Source organism: Paraburkholderia sp. RL17-337-BIB-A (assembly GCF_046025895.1).
Classification (GTDB): domain Bacteria; phylum Pseudomonadota; class Gammaproteobacteria; order Burkholderiales; family Burkholderiaceae; genus Paraburkholderia; species Paraburkholderia fungorum_C.
In genome coordinates this window covers 454,191-471,847 of record NZ_JARESY010000002.1, presented here as the reverse complement: position 1 = coordinate 471,847, position 17,657 = coordinate 454,191, and the positions used below count along the sequence as shown (strand labels likewise).

The following is a 17,657-nucleotide window of genomic DNA, read 5'->3' as shown; positions in this document are numbered from 1 at the left end:
AGTTGCTAGAGTAAGGGTAATCCACTACACCCGCTGAGTATAAGCCGTGCCGAGTTCGCGTCGAAATTTGTTCGCCACCATCTGGTCCCTGTTTAAGCCTGCCTGTGGCGGCGTCGGGCCCATGGCAGCGCTCGGCCTCACCGACGGCCCTATGGCGGCCGGCGAATGCGTGGCGGCCCCGGCTTCGTTCGCATTTGCTGCTCCCTCAGTATGACGCCCGCCGAAGTTTTGGCGCCCGCGCCGAGCCAGCGGGCGCCGGTGGCGCCTGTGGCGCCTGCTCCGCTCGCGCCACCCGCTTTCGGGCTTCGGATTGCGATCGGGCTGCTGGGCATGCTGCTCACTTCGCTCGCGGCTGGGCTGAACGAGCATGTCACCGAAGTGGCGATGATGGACGTGCGCGGCGCACTCTCGATCGGCCACGACGAGGGAACCTGGCTGACAGCGCTCTTTGAGGCCACCAACGTCTCTGCCATGGCGTTCGCGCCCTGGTGCTCGATCACCTTTTCACTGCGGCGTTTCACTATCGGCGCGACGCTGACGTTTGCGCTGCTGGGCCTGCTTTGCCCGTTCGCTCCCAATGTCGAGACGCTCGCTGTCCTGAGGGCGCTGCAGGGGCTGGCCGGGGGCTGCCTGCCGCCCATGCTGATGACCGCAGCGCTGCGCTACCTGCCGCCCAACATCAAGCTTTATGGACTCGCCGGCTATGCGCTCACCGCTACGTTCGGACCCAACCTGGGGACGCCCTTAGCCGCTTTCTGGACCGAATACGTCAATTGGCGCATGGTGTTCTGGCAGGTGGTGCCCCTTTGCCTCGCCAGCAGCGCGGCTATCGCCTATGGCCTGCCGCAGGATCCGCTCAGGCTGGAACGCATCCGCTCGTTCAACTGGGTTGGCTTGCTCACCGGCTTTCCCGCCATCTCGATGCTGGTGATCGGGCTGTACCAGGGCGACCGGCTGGATTGGCTGAACTCGCCGCTGATTTGCGTAATGCTCGGTGGCGGCGGCCTGCTGTTCTGCCTGTTCCTGTTGAACGAGTGGTCGCACCCGCTGCCTTTCTTCAAGCTGCGGATGTTGGCCCAACGCAATTTCACGCATTCGCTGGTCACGCTTGCCGGCGTGCTGGTGGTTCTGCTGGGCGTGGCCGTCATCCCCAGCGACTATCTCGCCGAGGTGCGCGGCTACCGGCCGCTGCAGACCGCGCCGCTGGCGCTGGTGGTGGCCCTGCCTCAACTCATCGCGTTGCCTGTTACGGCGGCGATCCTCAACATCGAACGCGTCGATTGCCGCTGGGTGCTGGGGCTTGGTCTCACTCTTATAGCGACCTCTTGCGTCCTCGGCAGCTTCATGACCTCGGACTGGGTGCGCGAGAACTTCTACTTGCTCCAGGCGCTTCTGACGGTTGGCGAGCCGATGGCCGTGATCCCGCTGCTGATGGAAGTGACTACCGGCCTGTCGCCAACTGAGGGCCCATTCGCCTCGGCCATGTTCAACATGGTGAAGGGCTTTGCCGCGGCGGTCGGCACCGCCCTGGTGGAAGGGCTGGGTACCGCGCGCGAGCACTACCATTCCGTGATGCTCGTCGACCGGCTGGGCGACGAGCCGTTGGTCGCCGTCGCCGGGCAAGGCGCCGCCCGCACGGGGATGTTTGGCGATCTGGCCGGGCGGATTCACGCGCAGGCGGTCGTGCTCACGTCGGCCGACCTCTATCTCGTCATGGCGGCCATTGCCATCGCACTTGTGCTGCTCGTTCCCATTGTGCCTGTGCGCGTTCGTCCGCCCCGTGCAGCCACGCAGACAACTTCCCGCTGAACGCATCGAACATGTCATTACCAAGTCAACCATCCCGAAAGACGATCTTGCTGGGGGCCTTCGCCCTGCTATTGGTAGGCTGCGGCTGGGGTGGCACCAAGCTGGTCTCCAGACCCAACGCCGAAACAACGGACGACGCCTACGTCAGCGCCGATTACACGCTCGTCGCGCCACGCGTGGCCGGCCAGATTGCCGAAGTACTGGTCGATGACAATCAGGTGGTGAAGGCGGGCCAGCTTCTTGCCCGCATTGATGACCGGGATTATCGCGCCGCGCTTGCCAGCGCCGAGGGGGACCTGAAGGTGGCGATGGCCGCTGTGGGTGATTTCGAAGCGCAGATTGCGCAACACCCCGCGCTCGTCGCACAGGCGCAAGCGACCTTGCGCTCCGACGAGGCCGCCATCGCCTTCGCGCGCGCCAACGCCACGCGCTACCGCGATCTCTCAGCGGGCGGGGCTGGCACCATGGAGGAGCAACAGCACGCGGTGACCGCGCTCGACCAGCAGCAAGCCGGCCGGGACCGCGACCGCGCCGCGCTGCTTGCTGCACAGCAGCAGCTCGACATCCTGCAGGCGGGGCGCGGCAAGGCGCTCGGTGCGTTGGCACGCGCGCAGGCCGCGCTCGATCAGGCGAAGCTCAACCTCTCCTATACGGAAATCCGCGCGCCGATCGACGGTATGGTCGGCCAACGCTCGATCCGCGTGGGCGCATTCGTTGGCGCGGGCACCCCATTGCTGGCAGTGGTGCCGTTGTCGCAGGCGTATGTCATTGCCAATTTTCAGGAAAATCAGCTTGCCCGAATGCGCCAGCATCAGCCGGCGCGCATCACCGTGGATAGCTTTCCGGGCCTCGTCCTGAAGGGCCATGTCGATAGCCTTGCGCCGGCGACGGGCGTCGCGTTCGCGCCGATTGCGCCCGACAACGCCACCGGCAACTTCACCAAGATCGTCCAACGCCTGCCGGTCAAGATCACTATCGATCCAGGACAACCCGAGGCGGCGCGATTGCGCGTGGGTCTTTCGGTCGAGCCGACTGTCAATGTCGCCACAAGCGAAGCACCGGTCGAAGGGACGGAGAAAAAGTGACGGCGCGCGTTCTTTCCATTCGGGCTCCTCTGCTAGCCCTTCTGTGGGGTGCCATGCTTGCCGGCTGCACGGTCGGACCGAACTTCCAGCGGCCCAAGGTTGCGGCGCCGACTGATTTCACCCGCGCCAACCACGCCCAGGCACCGAGCCGGCCCGTAGAAGCAACGCTCGCGCCCGCGTGGTGGTCCTTGTTGGGCGACCCTGAGCTGGTCGCCTTGGAGTCGCGCCTCGCCACTGACAATCTCGACGTGCAGGCCGCCTCGGCGCGACTGCTGCAAAGCCGCGCCGGTTTGCGCGTCGCCGGGGCGGAGCAGTATCCGATGATAGGCAGTGCGGCGTCCTACAATCGCGAGCAGGCGAGCCCGAATGGCATTGTTTCGCTGTTGGGCGTCAACCCCGCCGCAGCACAGCCCGAATCCGCGGGTGGTGACTCCGCATTCGGTGTCGCGAGCTTGCCGGGCACGAGCGGATCACCGCCTTACAACCTGTGGCAGTATGGCTTCGACGCCTCCTGGGAGCTGGACCTGTGGGGCCATGCACGGCGCGGCGTGGAAGCAGCCAACGCGGCCATGCAGGCATCGGTTGAGGACCGCCGCGCTACCTTGCTTTCCGCGCAGGCCGAGCTTGCCCGCGACTATATCGAGTTGCGCGCCACGCAGACCCTGCTTGGCATCACGAACAAGAACCTCGCGCTTGCCCGCGACACGGTCAAGCTCACCCACCTGCGGCTGACCGAGGGCGTCACGACCAACCTCGACGTCGCCAACGCGTCGGCGCAGGTTGCGTCGATTGAAGCGCGGCTGCCGCCGCTGCAGACGCGCCGCGACGCGCTGATCAATGCGCTCAGCTTCCTGCTCGGCGAACAACCCGGTGCGCTCGGACAGACGTTGGCGGACGCGCGCGACATTCCGTCACTGCCGGTCCGCGCGCCGATCGGCTTTCCGTCGGAACTTGCACGACGGCGGCCAGATATCCGGCGGGCGGAAGCCCAACTGCACGCCGCGACGGCAGAGATAGGCGTCGCGCAGGCGGATTTCTATCCGCAGATCTCGCTCACGGGCAGCCTCGGCTTTCAGTCGCTCCAGCTTTCCAGCCTGGGTGACTGGGCGTCACATCAGTTCGTCCTCGGTCCGTCCATCTCGCTGCCCATTTTCCAGGGCGGAAGACTCAAGGGCACGCTCGAGCTGCGCAAGGCTCAGCAACAGGAAGCGGCGATCGTCTTCCAGCGTACGGTATTGCAGGCCTGGCATGAAGTGGATGACGCGCTGTCGGCCTACGATGCCGAGCAGCGCCGTCGCGACCGGCTGCAGGAGGTGGTGCAGCAGGACCAGATCGCACTCGCGGTCGCGCAGCAGCGCTATCGCGAGGGTGCGATCGATTTCCTCAACGTGCTCACAGTGCAGAGGGACCTGCTGAACGCGGAAAGCGATCTGGCGCAGAGCCGTGCAATCGCCTCGATCAATTTCGTCTCCCTCTATAAGGCCCTCGGCGGTGGCTGGGAGACGGCGTTCCCGGACGGTCCGCCGGCTGTGGAGCGCGCTGAATCCGTGCAACTGAAGACTGCGCACACCGCAGCAAACGAATCCGGTTCGTAGATAAGTCGCGTCGTGGCGAACGACCGCTAGCGCATGCTCCGACGCAGAGGAACGATGGCTCCTCGCTTTCTTTCGGTTCATGAAATGCCAACGAGGGCGAGCATGAACGGCGCAGTCAGTGAGGGCCCGTCGCTTGCATGAATGCACCTGGCTGCTCTGCGTAGAACGTCGCGTTGACCAGCGTCGCGTGTCCTCGGAAGCCGCTGCCGGTTTCAACTACGCTCCCTTTAACGGTCCATTTGCTGGATGCCCGCCAGTCGCCACGCCTGGTCGCCGTGTGCGCTCCTGACTATGTTCCAGATCTCCTGGAACGGCTGCGCGGTCTGTGCGTCGTCTTCCCGCATTTGACCGTAAAAGCGAACGCTGACCAAGGCTTCATCCGCATTGCTTTCCGTGCCCAGCACCTCGGCATCGAGCTGCGTTACTTCCGTAAGGCTCGGCTGGCCGCCCCGGGCTTCCAGATCCTGCTTGATTCGGGCGAACATCTCTGGCGTCGTCAACTCGAACAGGTCACCCTGCTCGTTCCGATCCCACGCGCCTTGAAGACGCATGAACATGGTCTTTGCCGATGCGAGAAACACGACCTGGTCTGGCCCGAGCGGAAGATCCTGCACCTTCACCGCGTCGGCTTCGCCGGTTGAATTCATCGCTGCGCGCGGCCAGCTCCGGAGATTCGCTTCAGGCCGTGCTTGCCCGATCTGATTCAGAAATGGTGAGCCGTTCGTATGCTGGCGGTTCGCGGCCCCGTGTCCATAAGCGAGATCCGGACGACGCCGGCTGGCGATGAAGCGGAACAGCATCACCCCGGCCAAAATCACCAGCCCGATGAGCAGTGCATTCGACAGCATTTGCGCCAGCCCTTCAGCCAGGCCAAACGACGACAGCAAAGCTGCAATGCCAAGGCCGGCGGCGAGCCCGGCGAGCGGGCCCATCCAGCGGTTACCTGCCGCGGCAGCAGGCGGCTGCGCGGCCTGCTGCGCCGGTTGAGCCTGCTGGCTTTGTTGCCCTTTCCCGGATGGCGACGCCGCTTGCGACTGGCGCCCGATACTTTGACTGCCGCCCACCCGCTTCGCTTCTACATCGTTCGACGCCACGGCGCCGAGGGCAAGCAGTCCCACCAGACCGAGCGCCGCCGTCCCGCGCATAACCGCACCGGCAGCGCGTCGAAGTTGATTGACGAATTGTGTGAACATAAAGGCCTCTTTTGGTGAGTCAGGGGGCTGCTCGCATCGCGCTCTTCATCATCGCGCAAAAAACATTACGAACAGTAATATTACCGGGTCGTCATACTTGCAGCCGGTTGCGCTGCAATCCACTATGGCCGACCTGAAAACTGGTGCCGTGGATGTAGTGCTCCAGGTGCTGGATCGTGTGTTCCTGCTCGGAAATCAGGTTCGTGATCAGGTCGCCGATCGACACCATTCCAATCACCTGCCCCGCCGTGATCACGGGCAGATAACGTATCCGGTGCTCAGTCATGAGCGCCATGCATTCGTCGGTTGTTTGCTGCGGGCTGACGTAACGCACCGTCGTCGACATGATGTCGCGCACCGGCGTATCCCTTGATGAACGCTCCATCAGAACGATCTTTCGCGCGTAATCACGCTCTGTCACGATGCCAGCAACGCGCCCTTCGTGTGCAACGATGAGCGCTCCTACGTGCCTGTAAGCCATGATCGCGATCGCGTCGTAAACCGACGCGGATGCCTGCGTGGACCACACTGTCCGGGAAACTTTTGAACGAAGGAATTGCGCAACCGATGCCATATGTCACCTCTGTCAGTTGTCGTTAGCCGCTTGCTGGCGCCCAAGTACGAGGCTTAAATCTAACCGAACCCGAGAGAACATAAAATTCGCATTTTTATTGCCAATATTTCGAAAAAACCGTAGCTTTGATTGATTGATGGAGGGGACGTGAACTTCAAGCACCTGCATTACTTCTGGATTGCGGCGCACGCGGGAGGGATCGTCCGCGCTGGCGAGCAGCTGCACATTTCGCCCCAAACGCTCAGCGGCCAGATCAAGCTGCTCGAAGAAGCGCTGGATAGAAAGCTGTTCAGGAAGAGCGGGCGCACGATCGAGCTGACAGATGCTGGCCGGCTGGCGCTCGACTACGCGGACGAAATATTCTCGCTGGGCTCGGAGCTCGAGAGCGCGGTGCGACGCGAGAACGAATCCGGCGCGCAAACGCGGTTTCGCGTCGGGATCGCGGATTCGGTACCGAAAGCAATCGCCTACCGGCTGCTGGAACCGGCGCTGAACGCTTCCGTATCGCTGCGTATGATCTGTCACGAAGGCAAGCTGCATGCGCTGCTCGCGCAACTGGCCTTGCACCGCCTTGACCTGATCATTGCGGATGCACCCATTCCCGCGGACGTCAACATCAAGGCGTTCAATCACCGGCTCGGCCGTTCGACGCTAAGCTGCTTCGGTGCGCAGACGCTGGTCCAGAGCGGCAGGAAACGCTTCCCGTTGTCGCTCGGTCAGTTGCCGGTGTTGCTGCCCGGCACGGAATCCGCAGTGCGCCGCAAGCTGGATCACTGGCTGGCGTCGCATGCAATTTCGCCGCGTATCGTCGGCGAGTTCGACGACGGAGCGATGACCATGGCGTTCGGCCGTGAAGGCCGCGGCTTGCTGTTCGCACCAACAGTGCTGGAGAGCCAGTTACAGGCAGAACACAAACTGACGGTGGTCGGACAGATCAACACCATCGTCGAAGAGTTCTTTGCGATCTCGATCGAGCGCCACATCAGTCATCCGGCTGTCGCGATGATCATGGACGCGGCGCGCAGTGAATTGTTCAATGGCTAGACGTGAGCGGGCGGGACGACGAGCGATTGTGCATCAGCTGCGGAAAGCGCGCCTCAGTTACCGTGCCGTCGCACTGCCGCTGACCATGCCTTTTGGTCGCCAAGGGCGATTTTATGAACATTCGCTGCATACACCCATTCGCGGGCTTGGCGCTCAATGAGATCCATGAAAGCAGGGGGGCCGCTGCAGTAAATCTGTGTGTTGGCATGAGTTGGACTCATTGCGTGGGAACTCTTCTGCGCGAATAGATCATCGGACAGGCCGAAATGGTGATAGACCTCACCGTGACTTCGAAGCGCGTCAAATTCTCCTCGAAGAACTGCGCGGTCGGCCGATCGTGCGAAGTTGTGCACCTCGAACCTTTGACCGGCCGATGCAAGCCGCTTCGCGATTCCCGCGATCGATGCTGTGCCTATTCCGCCAGCAAAAAGGATAGATCGCACATGATCGTCCAAAATTGTCGGCGGGCTTTCGGGGGTGCCGACGACAAACACTTCGTCTCGTTCATTCAACGGAAACCTGGTTAGCAGACTATCCGTTCTGCCATCACCCTCTTGTCTCATGCCTACCACGTAACCATCGGACAGGGACGAAACACCGAGCAAAGGATAAATTCTTTGCTTGTCGCCAGCGCTATTCAGACAGAGAGTGATGCACCATTGTTAAACGGCGGAAGCGCCGATTTGGACGTTGTTCGAAGTTCAACGGCATCGTACCCCTTAGCAATTTGCCATTTCCGGCCCACGATGACGGGAATCAGGTTGTCGCGCATGTCTTCTCCAATAGGACTTGCTTCACAGGTTGAACTCTAGCCGATACCGCGTAAGGAATGGAGAGGGGAACTGGGTTGTAGCGAATCCGCAGTGGTGATCGGGCGTCGAAACCCGCGTGGTTAAAGGCGTTGAGCGATTAGTGCAAGGATGGTATTTCCAGAACGTACTTTCTGGTTATCGAATACATCACGTTGACGATACTTGGCATAGCAAAGTAAATGCACTTGGGAACGGCATATCCATCAAGGGTGACAAGGCAACGCTGCTGCTTTAACACCGATCCATGCACGATCGGTAATGCACACGATAAGAAACTTCAACTTTATCTTGTGGGCGGGAGAAGGCACTATAGCTTCCCGTCCGCTTTACAAGACCTGTCGACCCGCAACGAGGCGTCACGTTCGACCACTGCAGACGGGCGAGCGAGGAATCGTCTTCGCCGTCGTCAGCGGTGGCCGGACCCGCCGAGGGCGGGGAACGGCGGGATGATTTCCTCCCGTCGGAACTGCAAGCCGGTCGAACCTTGTACTTCTGGGTGCGCGACAGCCGCTCCGGCCCCCCTGGTGTACCGGGTGCGGGTGCTGGAGCACAACCCGCAGCGGATGGCGCTGCCCGAGGAAAATGTGCCGCCGGTCCATGCCTTCGGACTGACACTGTTTCCGCCTCCTGCGCTGCAGACGGCGGTGTTCGCACAGCGCCAGACGAACGACGTATGGGGCCTGTATATTCTCGGGCGCATCGACCGGCAAGCCAGCAGTTCCATTGCGAGCGGGCACGATGCCCCTACGGCGTCCTGACCGGCCTGGTCGATGGACCCGCCCGAGCAGCGCGTCACGTCACGCCACTGTCATCGTCCGCGCCCCCGCTTTTCCTGAGTACGCCTGGCGACGAGATGTGAGTATTTCCGCACGGAGTTTTCCCTCTTGAGCGAACACTATGTGTACCTGGCGTAAGTCCGGCTCGGTGTGCCGTTGGACGCCAGAACCCTCGCGCGATTGCTTCGTAAAGGAAGCTGCTGCAAATGAGAAATGGATAGCGCGTTGAGAGTGGGGAAATGTGCCAGTTATCGCCGCGGCCCTGTTAAGCGCCGTTAACGGACGGCTTGTGATCGCTAAACCATGAGTTAGCCAGACTGCGCCGTCCTGAAAGAGGCCAGAAAATGCTCAAAAGTCGGGATTGCCCGCGCGCGCTGTGCAGGATCCAGGCGGTCGCCTTCTGGTGCGCCGCACGACGTTGCGTATCGGCTCGAGGCCCACCGGGGGATGGCTAGCGCGCTTCCATTTCTCTCTCTAGCTGCGAGGTGAAACCATGAGAATTAAATCGTTGTTAGGGATTGCGGTTGCTTCGGTGGCCTTCGCGCCATCGCTGCAATCCATTCCAGCTTGGGCCGATGGTCCGAAGTCCGCTTATGGCGACGGCGGAACGAATGCGTCGCTTGACCCCGGCGAAGAACGTATGACAGCCGATGAGGAAAACCGGGCACGTCAGAAAGACCTGAGCGATGCCTACCACAATGGCTACGTCGCTCGGGCGAATGAGGACGCCGAGACTTACGCGTCCTTGCGAGATCAGTTGAAGCATCCGCCAAACCAGGTCCAGTCGCGCGATGTGCCGCCGCTCCCGTCGGGCATGCCGGACGAGGACACGGCCCTGCAGGCGGCCGTTCCGCAACCGCACGTCGCCCAGCACTCATTGCCGGCCCAGCCTGGGTATCAGACGGTGGCGCAGCAGCCGCAGTACGCACCACCGCCGACGCGTTACCAGCCGCCGCCCGTCTATGCGCAAGCGCCGGTCTTTGACAACGGTCCGGCGGGGTATCAGCGGCCGGTGTACGTGCCACAGGCCTATGCAGCACCCCCACCACCGGCTGTCCGGTACCTTCCGATCTATAACCAGGAGGAGGATATGCAGGAATACCCGGTGCAGGCCGTGGTGCAGCCGGTGGTCGCCGTCGCCAGTCCCATTCCCTATCCGGTCTACCGGGCGGGATATTGGACGGGGCCATTTCCCCGTCCGTACAGGCAGGGGCCCATGATCTACCAGGTCTTGCAATAGCGGAGGTTGGGGGCGGGAGCCGATTCCAGGACGGCCCCCGCCGGCCTGAGAATCTCCGGGCCGCCCCGCAAACCCTGACTACTGCGCGGCATCGCACCGCCCGGCGCGACGTTGGCCGTCACCTCCATCGCAGGGTCGGTGGCGATCGGCCCAGCGACCATTGCGTCGCTCGCGACGTATGTCGTCATCTCTTCAGCCCGCGCATCGCTTGCCGGAGCATCGCGGTCGCTCCACACATTGGAGTAGCGAGACGCGAATGACTGACTACAATGTGTGGATACAAGCAAAGCTGCAAAGGCGGTCTGTTCAGACACGGTCGGTCGAGACATAACAGTCGGTAGTAGTGTGACGTTTCAATTCCTTCATTGGAGGCATGCGCATGACGTGCCTGAACGAAAGGATTGTCGGCGCAATATTTTTTATGCTGAGCGGATTTGCGTTCGCGGGCGACCTCGTCATCGATTCGCCCGAAAAGATGACGGTGACGAACATTGCACCTCTGCCCTTGGAGGTTGTTCCGCACATTCCGGAACCGCAACACTATTTGCAGCGCTATGAAATGGAATATCAGTCGAATCAGGGAGCGCCGTTTTACACGCAAATCGAGAACTTCTACAGCGAACAGTTGACGCATGACTTCCGATTCGGCGCCGGTAAGGCCACACCAGCGCCCCAACTCGCGCCGCAGCCGGCATCGAATTATCTCCATCTGGGCCCGTCGACGGCGCCGCAACTGTCGCTTGTCGATTTGCCGAACACGACTTTAGCGCTCGGTGCACAACCGCAGCGAAGGCTTTCGTTGACTGTCGAAGAGTGGGTCTTCTCCGCAACGGCGCGTATCGCGATTTTCCATTCACACAGTACGGGAGCGACGGTTTCTGTCCGGCGCGGCTTTTAATCCGAAGTGTGAGGGTTGATTCGAAGACATTCGATCGCTAACGACGGCGGCCGTGACCCACACGACTACGCGTGCGAAGGTCGGTTGCTCCAAGGCGCCGCCATTCAGGCGCGGCTCAGTCGAATAGCAGTTGTGGGCCGAAGTACGTGCTCGCCTCGCACAAAAATCGCGATGTCTAACGGTTAAATGATATTTTGTGAACAGCGCTTCCGATGCTGACGCGGCGCGAACGGGCGTTGTTCCCTGGAAAGCGCCGTTGAGATGTTACCGAGTCAAAGGACTGCTCCGGGTCGCGTCCCGACGACTGTTGCCCCGAAATCGGCGCGCTATTTCTCACCGGCGATTTGAAAAAGCAGAGCAGCGACTTTCTCAACAGCATCCCCCAAACAACGGACGTTCATGCGCGGATAATGTTGGTCGGGGCATCGGCGAAAGCCGCCGTTCGTGGGAGCGTCCCCCCGCGTTGTCGCGAACAGTCGCCACCGACAAATCCGCTGCCTGCATTCCAACTATGTTTGCCGTTGCGCGTACGCTGACTGGCTGTGTTCTTCAATCACGCCGCCATGCCTCTTGCGGGCGCGACAGACGTGGAAGTCGAATCATATGTGCAAAAAGGCAGCGATAGACACGCCGATGCCCACGGCTCCTGAGCAGGCCGCCACGACGAAGAGTTTTCGACTGCCTGTCAACGACGTAACCGCCGCTAGCGAAATAGCGACATTGATTAGCGCGAGCGCCTGACCAAACATGTGCTGCGGATGCTCCTTGCGCCCCGATTGCAGGTTTGCTTCGGCTACCTGCTGTTCCATCTCATGCGCCTTCGCCGAGATATCTTTCTTGCGGTTCTCGTACTTGTTGATCTGATCGCGATAGTTCCGCTGCTTTTCGGGTCCGGACAACCCGGCAGCGATCTCCATCATGTGACCTTTACTCGATTCGGCCTGGTAAAGATTCCATTCGTCGCTAGTGTCGTGAGTTATAAATTCGTTGCATTATTATCCGCCCCGTTCCGGGAGGACGAAATGCTGTTTGAAAAGCCTCTCCGATTCACGTAACCCTTCCTCGGTAAAGACCACCGACTTCGTCTTGTTGACCGGGTCGCAGATAAAGCCCTTTTCGTAGAGGCGATTCAGCACATCCCAGTCGAAGCCTTTCCACGCGCGGCAATGATCGTGCAGGGTCAGGTGGAGAAGCGCCAGGGCGACTTCGTCGATTGCGTCGGTATTGATGTTCATGGCACTCATCCCGCGACCTTCTGAACGCGCATACAAAACCGCTCGAGGCTGGCCAGGATCTCATCGGCCGACTTGCTCCAGATGAGCGGCCGGGGATTGGCGTTATAGACGTCCAGATAATGCCGGATTGCATCTTCGAGCTGGCGTGTTGAACGATGCGTGCCGCGTCGGAGGTACTTTTCAGTGAGCGCGGCGAACCAGCGTTCGACCTGATTGAGCCATGACGCCGAGGTGGGCGTGAAGTGAACCTGGAAGCGGGGATGGCGAGCGAACCACGCCTTGATCGAGGGTGTCTTGTGCGTGCCGTAGTTATCCATCACCAGATGCACATCCAGGTGGGGCGGCACACTCGCTTCGATGGTGCGCAGGAAGCGCAGGAATTCGCTGCTGCGATGGCGCCGATGCACCTCGCCGATCACTTCGCCAGTGGCGATGTCCAGTGCTGCAAAGAGCGTAGTCGTGCCATGGCGCATGTAGTCGTGGGTACGTCGCTCGGGGATACCGGGTGCCAGCGGCAACATCGGTTGCGTGCGGTCCAGTGCCTGGATCTGGCTCTTCTCGTCCACGCACAACACCATCGCCTTGAGCGGAGGGTCCAGGTACAGTCCGACGATATCACGCACCTTGTCGACGAACAGCGGATCGCTGGAGAGCTTGAATGTTTCCTGTCGATGCGGTTGCAGTCCGAAGGCGCGCCAGATCCGCGTGACCGCCGTCTGCGACAGATTCATTTCCCGAGCCATCGTGCGTGTGCTCCAGTGGGTTGCCCCCGTCGGCACGGACTCGAGTGTCTTCGCGATAACCGCGTCGACACGCACATCATCGATCGTCCTGGGTGCCCCGGGGCGTGGCGCGTCAAGCAGTCCGTCCAGACGGTCTGCGACAAATCGCGCGCGCCATTTCGAAACGGTTTGCTGCGTAACCTGCAGTTTCGCCGCAACCGTCTTGTTGTCCATCCCTTGGGCACAGGCCAGCACGATGCGCGCTCGCGACGCCAACGCCTGCGCTGTCTTGCGCCTCATCGTCAGCGCCTTCAGTTGCTCGCGTTCCGATTCGCTTAGCACGAGCTCCCCTTTGGGCCGTCCACTCATCGTTGCCTCCGCGTATCAAGTGCTACACAGAACACTTTAGTACGTGATCGGCATCATTCAATGAATTTTTAACTCAGGACACTAGTTTTACTTTGCAACAGCACGGCCTCGTTCTTGAACAATAAGGCCTGCGTCTGTAGCACACCTTCTTCATAATGTAGAAAACCCGCGATGCCGGCAAGAATCGCAGTGAAAACGGCTATCCAGCGCGATAGAGGATCGCCTGCACGCGCTGCGTGTTCGATGGCTTCGTCATGGGGGGCATGTTCGTGCGACATGTTTTACTCTCCGTCTTGAATAAAAAAAGCCCGCCTAAGCTGGCGGGCCGAATCCACATGCCGAGGCAGAACATGGAGGAGACAGGATAAGCATAGATCCTGGCCTCCACGTATGCACTGCGGCGCAGCGTCTCACCTGACCGATTGCCCGTTGCCTCGTCGGCCATCCCGGAAGTTCGGACTGAGCCGAGGCCGGTCATTCTGTGCCAGTCACAACACCAGGCCCCGCTGGTTAGGGGCCATTGTCACAGGGGGCTGGGTTTGGTCCGTCGGCTTGTGCCGCATCCGTGCGTACGGTTGCCGTCGATGCAGGTTGGCGCACCGGACCCGGAGACGACTCGATCCGTGACAACCGTCGACACGCCTCGCCGGCGGCGAACGATCGGGCGCGAAACGCTTCCTGTATGTTCGGTGGCTAGATCGCTGGACATCTTTTTTCCTTCGGGGCAGTGGAGTACGGGCGTCGCGCTTGAGCCGTCCCGCATTCCGTATGAAGCATCGTAGCCAGGCGGTGAGCGGCGGGAGGGTACGAAGCGGGCCGCATCGGCAAGCTACAGAATGGCTGCCGCACGATGCAGCCCGCACTTACGTCAGTTGGTAGCGCCGGTCCGGCTTCGCTTCGGCAGGAAGCGCTTCGTCGCACAGTTCGAGCAGCGAGCGCTCGATATTGCGGGTCATCGCGTCGAGCGCCAGGTTGTTCGGCGCAAGGCCGAAGGGTTCGGATACTTCGCTTGCGATCGCCTCGAGCGCAATCAGCGTGTACGACACGAACACGGAGATGAGCGGGGTCGCGGTGCCGATCGAATCGACCAGACCAAACGGCAGCAGCAAGCAGTAGGCGTACACGGTGCGATGAAGCAGCACGCCGTACGGGTAAGGGATCGGCGTCGACGCGATTCGCTCGCAGCCGCCGACCATCGTTCCCAGTTCGTTTAGCTGGTTGTCGAACATCCACCCCTGCGTGTCGGAGATCGCCCCGCGCCGCTGCAACCTGCTCACCGCATGCCGGACCTCGTTCAGGAGCGCCGTGGCCCGATCGTGTTTTGATGCAGCACACGGGCTCGCTCGGCGCCGAGGCAGCGCAGGAGATCGGGCGTCGGATCGGTCTTGCGCAATTGATGCTTGAGTGCATAGACGAAACCGACAAGCCCGCGCACGAACTCGGTCCGGTCGAACTTCGCCGCATCGTCCGGCACGTAGCAAAGCGCTTGCGACGTCAGATTGCGCGTCGATATGAGGATATTCCCCCACAGGCGCCTGGCCTCCCAGAAACGGTCGTAGCTCGCGTTGTTCCGAAATGCGAGGAAGATCGTGAGCGCGACACCGCACAGCGTGAACGGCGTGGTGTTGAGCGGAATACTCGCACCGAATCTGTACCCGTGGGCGATGACCGCCAGTACCCCCACCAGCGCGAGGACGGCCAGTTGCGGAATGATCGATTGAAGTACCGATCCGTTCCACACGAATAGCATGCGGAACCAGTTGTGTGGGGGCCTGACGATCACTTCGTGCTCCAGTGTTTGGCGGTGTAAGGCTATCGATCAATGGTGGACCGGAATGACCTTGCCGCGGAACAGGTGGTACTGGTACAGGTTGTAGCCGATCATGATCGGCATCACGGTGCCGATGCCGATCAGCATGAAAATCAGCGTCGTGCTGTTCGACGCGGCAGACGCGATGCTCAACTGTCCCGGCACGATATCCGGGAAGAGGCTGACAGCGAGGCCGGCGAACGATGCGACGAACAGGACGATCGACGCATTGAACGGCCCGTGCTCGCCGCTCATATACACCGAATAGAGGACGTAGCAAAACGCCAGCGCCGCGACGATCGCGAGAGCGATCAGCACATGCAGCACGCCGGCTTGCGCCCAACGCTCGGCGCCGATCGGGCTCACTATCAGCGTGCCGATCGAGATCACGATGGCGGCGGCAACCGTTGTGACGACCGCGATCATCGAGTAGCGCCGTGCCGCCGCTTGCAGCCGGCCATTGGTCTTCTTCACGAGCCACGTCGCGCCGAGCAGCGCATAGCCCGACACGACGCCGATTGCGGTCATCGCGACGAATCCCAGGTGAAGGCTGCCCGGCAACAGGCCGGTGATGACTCTGCCAAGAATCACCCCCTGGCACGCCGCCGCTAACAGGCTGCCGATGCCGAACACGCGGTCCCATATCGGCCGTGCACCTGTCGCGGCGTGACGGAATTCGATCGCGGCGCCACGCATGATCAGGCTTGCGATCAGCACCATCACAGGCACGTACAGGTCCGACAGCAAAGTCGCATAGGCTGCCGGGAATGCCCCGAAGAGGGCGCCGCCGAGCACGACGAGCCACGTTTCGTTGGCGTCCCAGACGTGCCCGATTGACTGGATCATCAGGTCTCGCTCAGATTCCTTCGAACGGAAGAGACTCAGGATGCCGACACCGAGGTCGAAGCCGTCGGTGATCACGTAAAGCACGAGCATCAGCCCGATCAGGCAAAACCATGCCTGACTCAACAAACTTTCAGCGGTGACTGGATTCATTTTGAGTGACCTTTTTCGATTATCTTGAACGGAGCCGTGGTCGGATCAATATTCGACGGTGATAGGCGAGACGGACTGGTGTGACGGCTCGACCGGGGGGGCGAGCGTGACGTCGGGCCCGTTCTTCAGCCAGCGGCGCGCGAAGTAGAAGAACGACGACAACAAGACCACATAGAAGACGGCGAACATCACCATGCTGCCGGTAATCGCAATGGGAGAGATGGCGGAGGCCGCGTGTTCGGTGCGAAGCAATCCGTACACAACCCATGGCTGACGACCGACTTCGCGCACGATCCAGCCGCATTCGACCGCGATATACGGCAGCGGAATGGCCAGCACCCATGCGAGCAGCAGCTTGCGTTGCGCGAGTAGCGCATCGAGCCGGCCGCGCACCTTGCGCAACGCGAATGCCGTCCAGAAAGCAAGGACCATGAAGAGGAAGCCGATGCCCGCCATCACGCGGAACGTGTAGTAGAGGAGCGGCAGCAGCGGCGGCTGGTCGGCGACCGGAATGTCCGCGAGACCCTTGACCTGGCCATGCAGGCTGTGCGTACCGAGGACGCTCAGGAGGCCAGGGACTTCGATCGACCAGTCGTTGCGTTGTTTCGCCTTGTCGGGCCATGCGAGCAGCGACCAGGAAGCGCCGGTGCCGGGGGCGTTGGTTTCCCAGTGACCTTCGATCGCCGCGCCCTTGGCGGGCTGGGTTGCGAAGACGTCGACGCCGCTCGAATCGCCGAGCCAGATCTGCACCGGCGCGACGAACACGAGCAACAGCAGCGCGAGCTTGAACGAACGCACGAAGAACTCGGGGTTGCGGCGCTTCAGCAGGTAGTAGGCTGAAAGACCGGCGACGACCACGAGACCGGTTTCGAGCGCGGCGAACCACATGTGCGACACGCCCCAGACCATGTCCGGGTTGAAGATGGCCTTCACATAGTCGGTCACGACAACTTTGCCGTCGACGATTGCGATCCCGGCAGGCGTCTGCATCCACGAGTTGGTGACCATGATCCAGAACGCGGAGATCGACGATCCGAGCGCGACCATCGAGGTGGCGAACAGATGCACGCCCTTCGGCACGCGCCCCCAGCCGAGCATCATGATGCCGACGAAGCCCGCCTCGAGCATGAATGCCATCGCGCCTTCGAAGCCGAGGATGTTGCCGACGAACTGGCCGGTGAATTGCGAGAACGGTCCCCAGTTGGTGCCGAACTGAAACTCCATCGGAATGCCGCTCACGACGCCGACGGCAAAATTCAGAACGAGCAGCTTGCTCCAGAAGCGCGCATGGCGATACCACACGACCTCACCCGTGCGTACCCATAGAATTTCGACGACGAGCAGAAAGGCCGACAGACTGATCGTCAGAATCGGCCACAGGATATGAAAGATAGCGGTCATTGCGAACTGGCCGCGCGCGAGATGTAAGGCTTCGAGTGGCATATCGGGCACCAAAGGCAAAGTGAAAATCAGTTGAGCGCGCCGCCCGGCGCGCTGCG

The 17,657-nt window shown here is 61.4% G+C and carries 18 protein-coding genes and 1 pseudogene; 7 read left to right on the top strand and 12 right to left on the bottom strand.

Annotated elements, in window-relative coordinates:
- Positions 1-210 precede the first annotated feature (210 nt).
- The 3 genes from P0D84_RS23105 to P0D84_RS23095 are packed head-to-tail and all read left to right on the top strand — an operon-like array spanning position 211 to position 4,489.
- Positions 211-1,809 (top strand): MFS transporter, encoded by a 1,599-nt coding sequence (locus P0D84_RS23105; RefSeq protein WP_408340728.1) that lies wholly within the window; start codon positions 211-213, stop codon positions 1,807-1,809.
- An 11-nt stretch (positions 1,810-1,820) separates the two neighbouring features.
- Complete coding sequence (locus P0D84_RS23100; protein WP_408340726.1) at positions 1,821-2,894, top strand: HlyD family secretion protein; 1,074 nt, start codon at positions 1,821-1,823, stop codon at positions 2,892-2,894.
- Complete coding sequence (locus tag P0D84_RS23095; RefSeq protein WP_408340724.1) at positions 2,891-4,489, top strand: efflux transporter outer membrane subunit; 1,599 nt, start codon at positions 2,891-2,893, stop codon at positions 4,487-4,489. Before P0D84_RS23100 ends, P0D84_RS23095 begins: the two co-directional genes overlap by 4 nt.
- 227 nt (positions 4,490-4,716) lie before the next feature.
- On the opposite strand, the gene P0D84_RS23090 is transcribed toward P0D84_RS23095, so the two are convergent.
- Together P0D84_RS23090 and P0D84_RS23085 are read right to left on the bottom strand one after the other, a co-directional pair.
- Complete coding sequence (locus P0D84_RS23090) at positions 4,717-5,682, bottom strand: Tim44 domain-containing protein (protein WP_408340722.1); 966 nt, start codon at positions 5,680-5,682, stop codon at positions 4,717-4,719.
- A gap of 91 nt (positions 5,683-5,773) precedes the next feature.
- Positions 5,774-6,256, bottom strand: a complete 483-nt coding sequence (locus P0D84_RS23085) for a CBS domain-containing protein (protein ID WP_408340720.1) — start codon at positions 6,254-6,256, stop codon at positions 5,774-5,776.
- A 147-nt stretch (positions 6,257-6,403) separates the two neighbouring features.
- On the opposite strand from P0D84_RS23085, the gene nhaR reads away from it, so the two are divergent.
- A complete protein-coding gene (nhaR, locus tag P0D84_RS23080; RefSeq protein WP_408340718.1) occupies positions 6,404-7,300 on the top strand; it encodes a transcriptional activator NhaR in 897 nt (298 codons plus the stop codon).
- 53 nt (positions 7,301-7,353) lie between these two features.
- On the opposite strand, the gene P0D84_RS23075 is transcribed toward nhaR, so the two are convergent.
- Both P0D84_RS23075 and P0D84_RS23070 read right to left on the bottom strand, forming a co-directional pair.
- Positions 7,354-7,812, bottom strand: coding sequence for a ferredoxin reductase domain-containing protein (locus P0D84_RS23075; protein ID WP_408340716.1), 459 nt, complete (start codon positions 7,810-7,812; stop codon positions 7,354-7,356).
- Positions 7,813-7,937: 125 nt separating this feature from the next.
- Positions 7,938-8,072 carry a hypothetical protein gene (locus P0D84_RS23070; RefSeq protein WP_408340714.1) on the bottom strand — a complete coding sequence of 45 codons (135 nt, stop codon included), beginning with the start codon at positions 8,070-8,072 and terminating at the stop codon, positions 7,938-7,940.
- 486 nt (positions 8,073-8,558) lie between these two features.
- Here P0D84_RS23070 and P0D84_RS23065 point away from each other — a divergent pair, with 486 nt between their 5' ends.
- Both P0D84_RS23065 and P0D84_RS23060 read left to right on the top strand, forming a co-directional pair.
- Complete coding sequence (locus tag P0D84_RS23065; RefSeq protein ID WP_408340712.1) at positions 8,559-8,870, top strand: hypothetical protein; 312 nt, start codon at positions 8,559-8,561, stop codon at positions 8,868-8,870.
- A 511-nt stretch (positions 8,871-9,381) separates the two neighbouring features.
- The gene (locus P0D84_RS23060) at positions 9,382-10,128 is read left to right on the top strand and encodes a hypothetical protein (protein WP_408340710.1); all 747 of its coding nucleotides are present in this window, start codon (positions 9,382-9,384) and stop codon (positions 10,126-10,128) included.
- Here P0D84_RS23060 and P0D84_RS23055 read toward each other — a convergent pair.
- Positions 10,110-10,316, bottom strand: coding sequence for a hypothetical protein (locus tag P0D84_RS23055; RefSeq protein WP_408340708.1), 207 nt, complete (start codon positions 10,314-10,316; stop codon positions 10,110-10,112). The two genes, P0D84_RS23060 and P0D84_RS23055, sit on opposite strands and share 19 nt — an antisense overlap.
- 191 nt (positions 10,317-10,507) lie before the next feature.
- Here P0D84_RS23055 and P0D84_RS23050 point away from each other — a divergent pair, with 191 nt between their 5' ends.
- Positions 10,508-11,026 carry a hypothetical protein gene (locus tag P0D84_RS23050; protein ID WP_408340706.1) on the top strand — a complete coding sequence of 173 codons (519 nt, stop codon included), beginning with the start codon at positions 10,508-10,510 and terminating at the stop codon, positions 11,024-11,026.
- A gap of 599 nt (positions 11,027-11,625) precedes the next feature.
- Here the strand turns inward: P0D84_RS23050 and P0D84_RS23045 are convergent.
- The 7 genes and pseudogenes from P0D84_RS23045 to P0D84_RS23015 form a co-directional block, all read right to left on the bottom strand.
- On the bottom strand, positions 11,626-12,006 hold the full coding sequence (locus P0D84_RS23045) for a DUF4337 family protein (RefSeq protein ID WP_408345915.1): 381 nt from the start codon (positions 12,004-12,006) through the stop codon (positions 11,626-11,628).
- A gap of 15 nt (positions 12,007-12,021) precedes the next feature.
- On the bottom strand, positions 12,022-12,261 hold the full coding sequence (locus tag P0D84_RS23040; protein ID WP_169490877.1) for a DUF6429 family protein: 240 nt from the start codon (positions 12,259-12,261) through the stop codon (positions 12,022-12,024).
- A gap of 5 nt (positions 12,262-12,266) precedes the next feature.
- The gene (locus P0D84_RS23035) at positions 12,267-13,352 is read right to left on the bottom strand and encodes an IS630 family transposase (protein ID WP_408340703.1); all 1,086 of its coding nucleotides are present in this window, start codon (positions 13,350-13,352) and stop codon (positions 12,267-12,269) included.
- 68 nt (positions 13,353-13,420) lie between these two features.
- Entirely contained in the window at positions 13,421-13,630 is a 210-nt protein-coding gene (locus tag P0D84_RS23030) for a hypothetical protein (protein WP_408340701.1), read from the bottom strand.
- A gap of 585 nt (positions 13,631-14,215) precedes the next feature.
- Positions 14,216-15,102: pseudogene (locus tag P0D84_RS23025) on the bottom strand (bestrophin family protein).
- Positions 15,103-15,171: 69 nt separating this feature from the next.
- Complete coding sequence (gene cydB, locus P0D84_RS23020) at positions 15,172-16,158, bottom strand: cytochrome d ubiquinol oxidase subunit II (protein ID WP_408340699.1); 987 nt, start codon at positions 16,156-16,158, stop codon at positions 15,172-15,174.
- A 45-nt stretch (positions 16,159-16,203) separates the two neighbouring features.
- The gene (locus P0D84_RS23015; protein ID WP_408340697.1) at positions 16,204-17,601 is read right to left on the bottom strand and encodes a cytochrome ubiquinol oxidase subunit I; all 1,398 of its coding nucleotides are present in this window, start codon (positions 17,599-17,601) and stop codon (positions 16,204-16,206) included.
- Between the last annotated feature and the right edge of the window lie 56 nt (positions 17,602-17,657).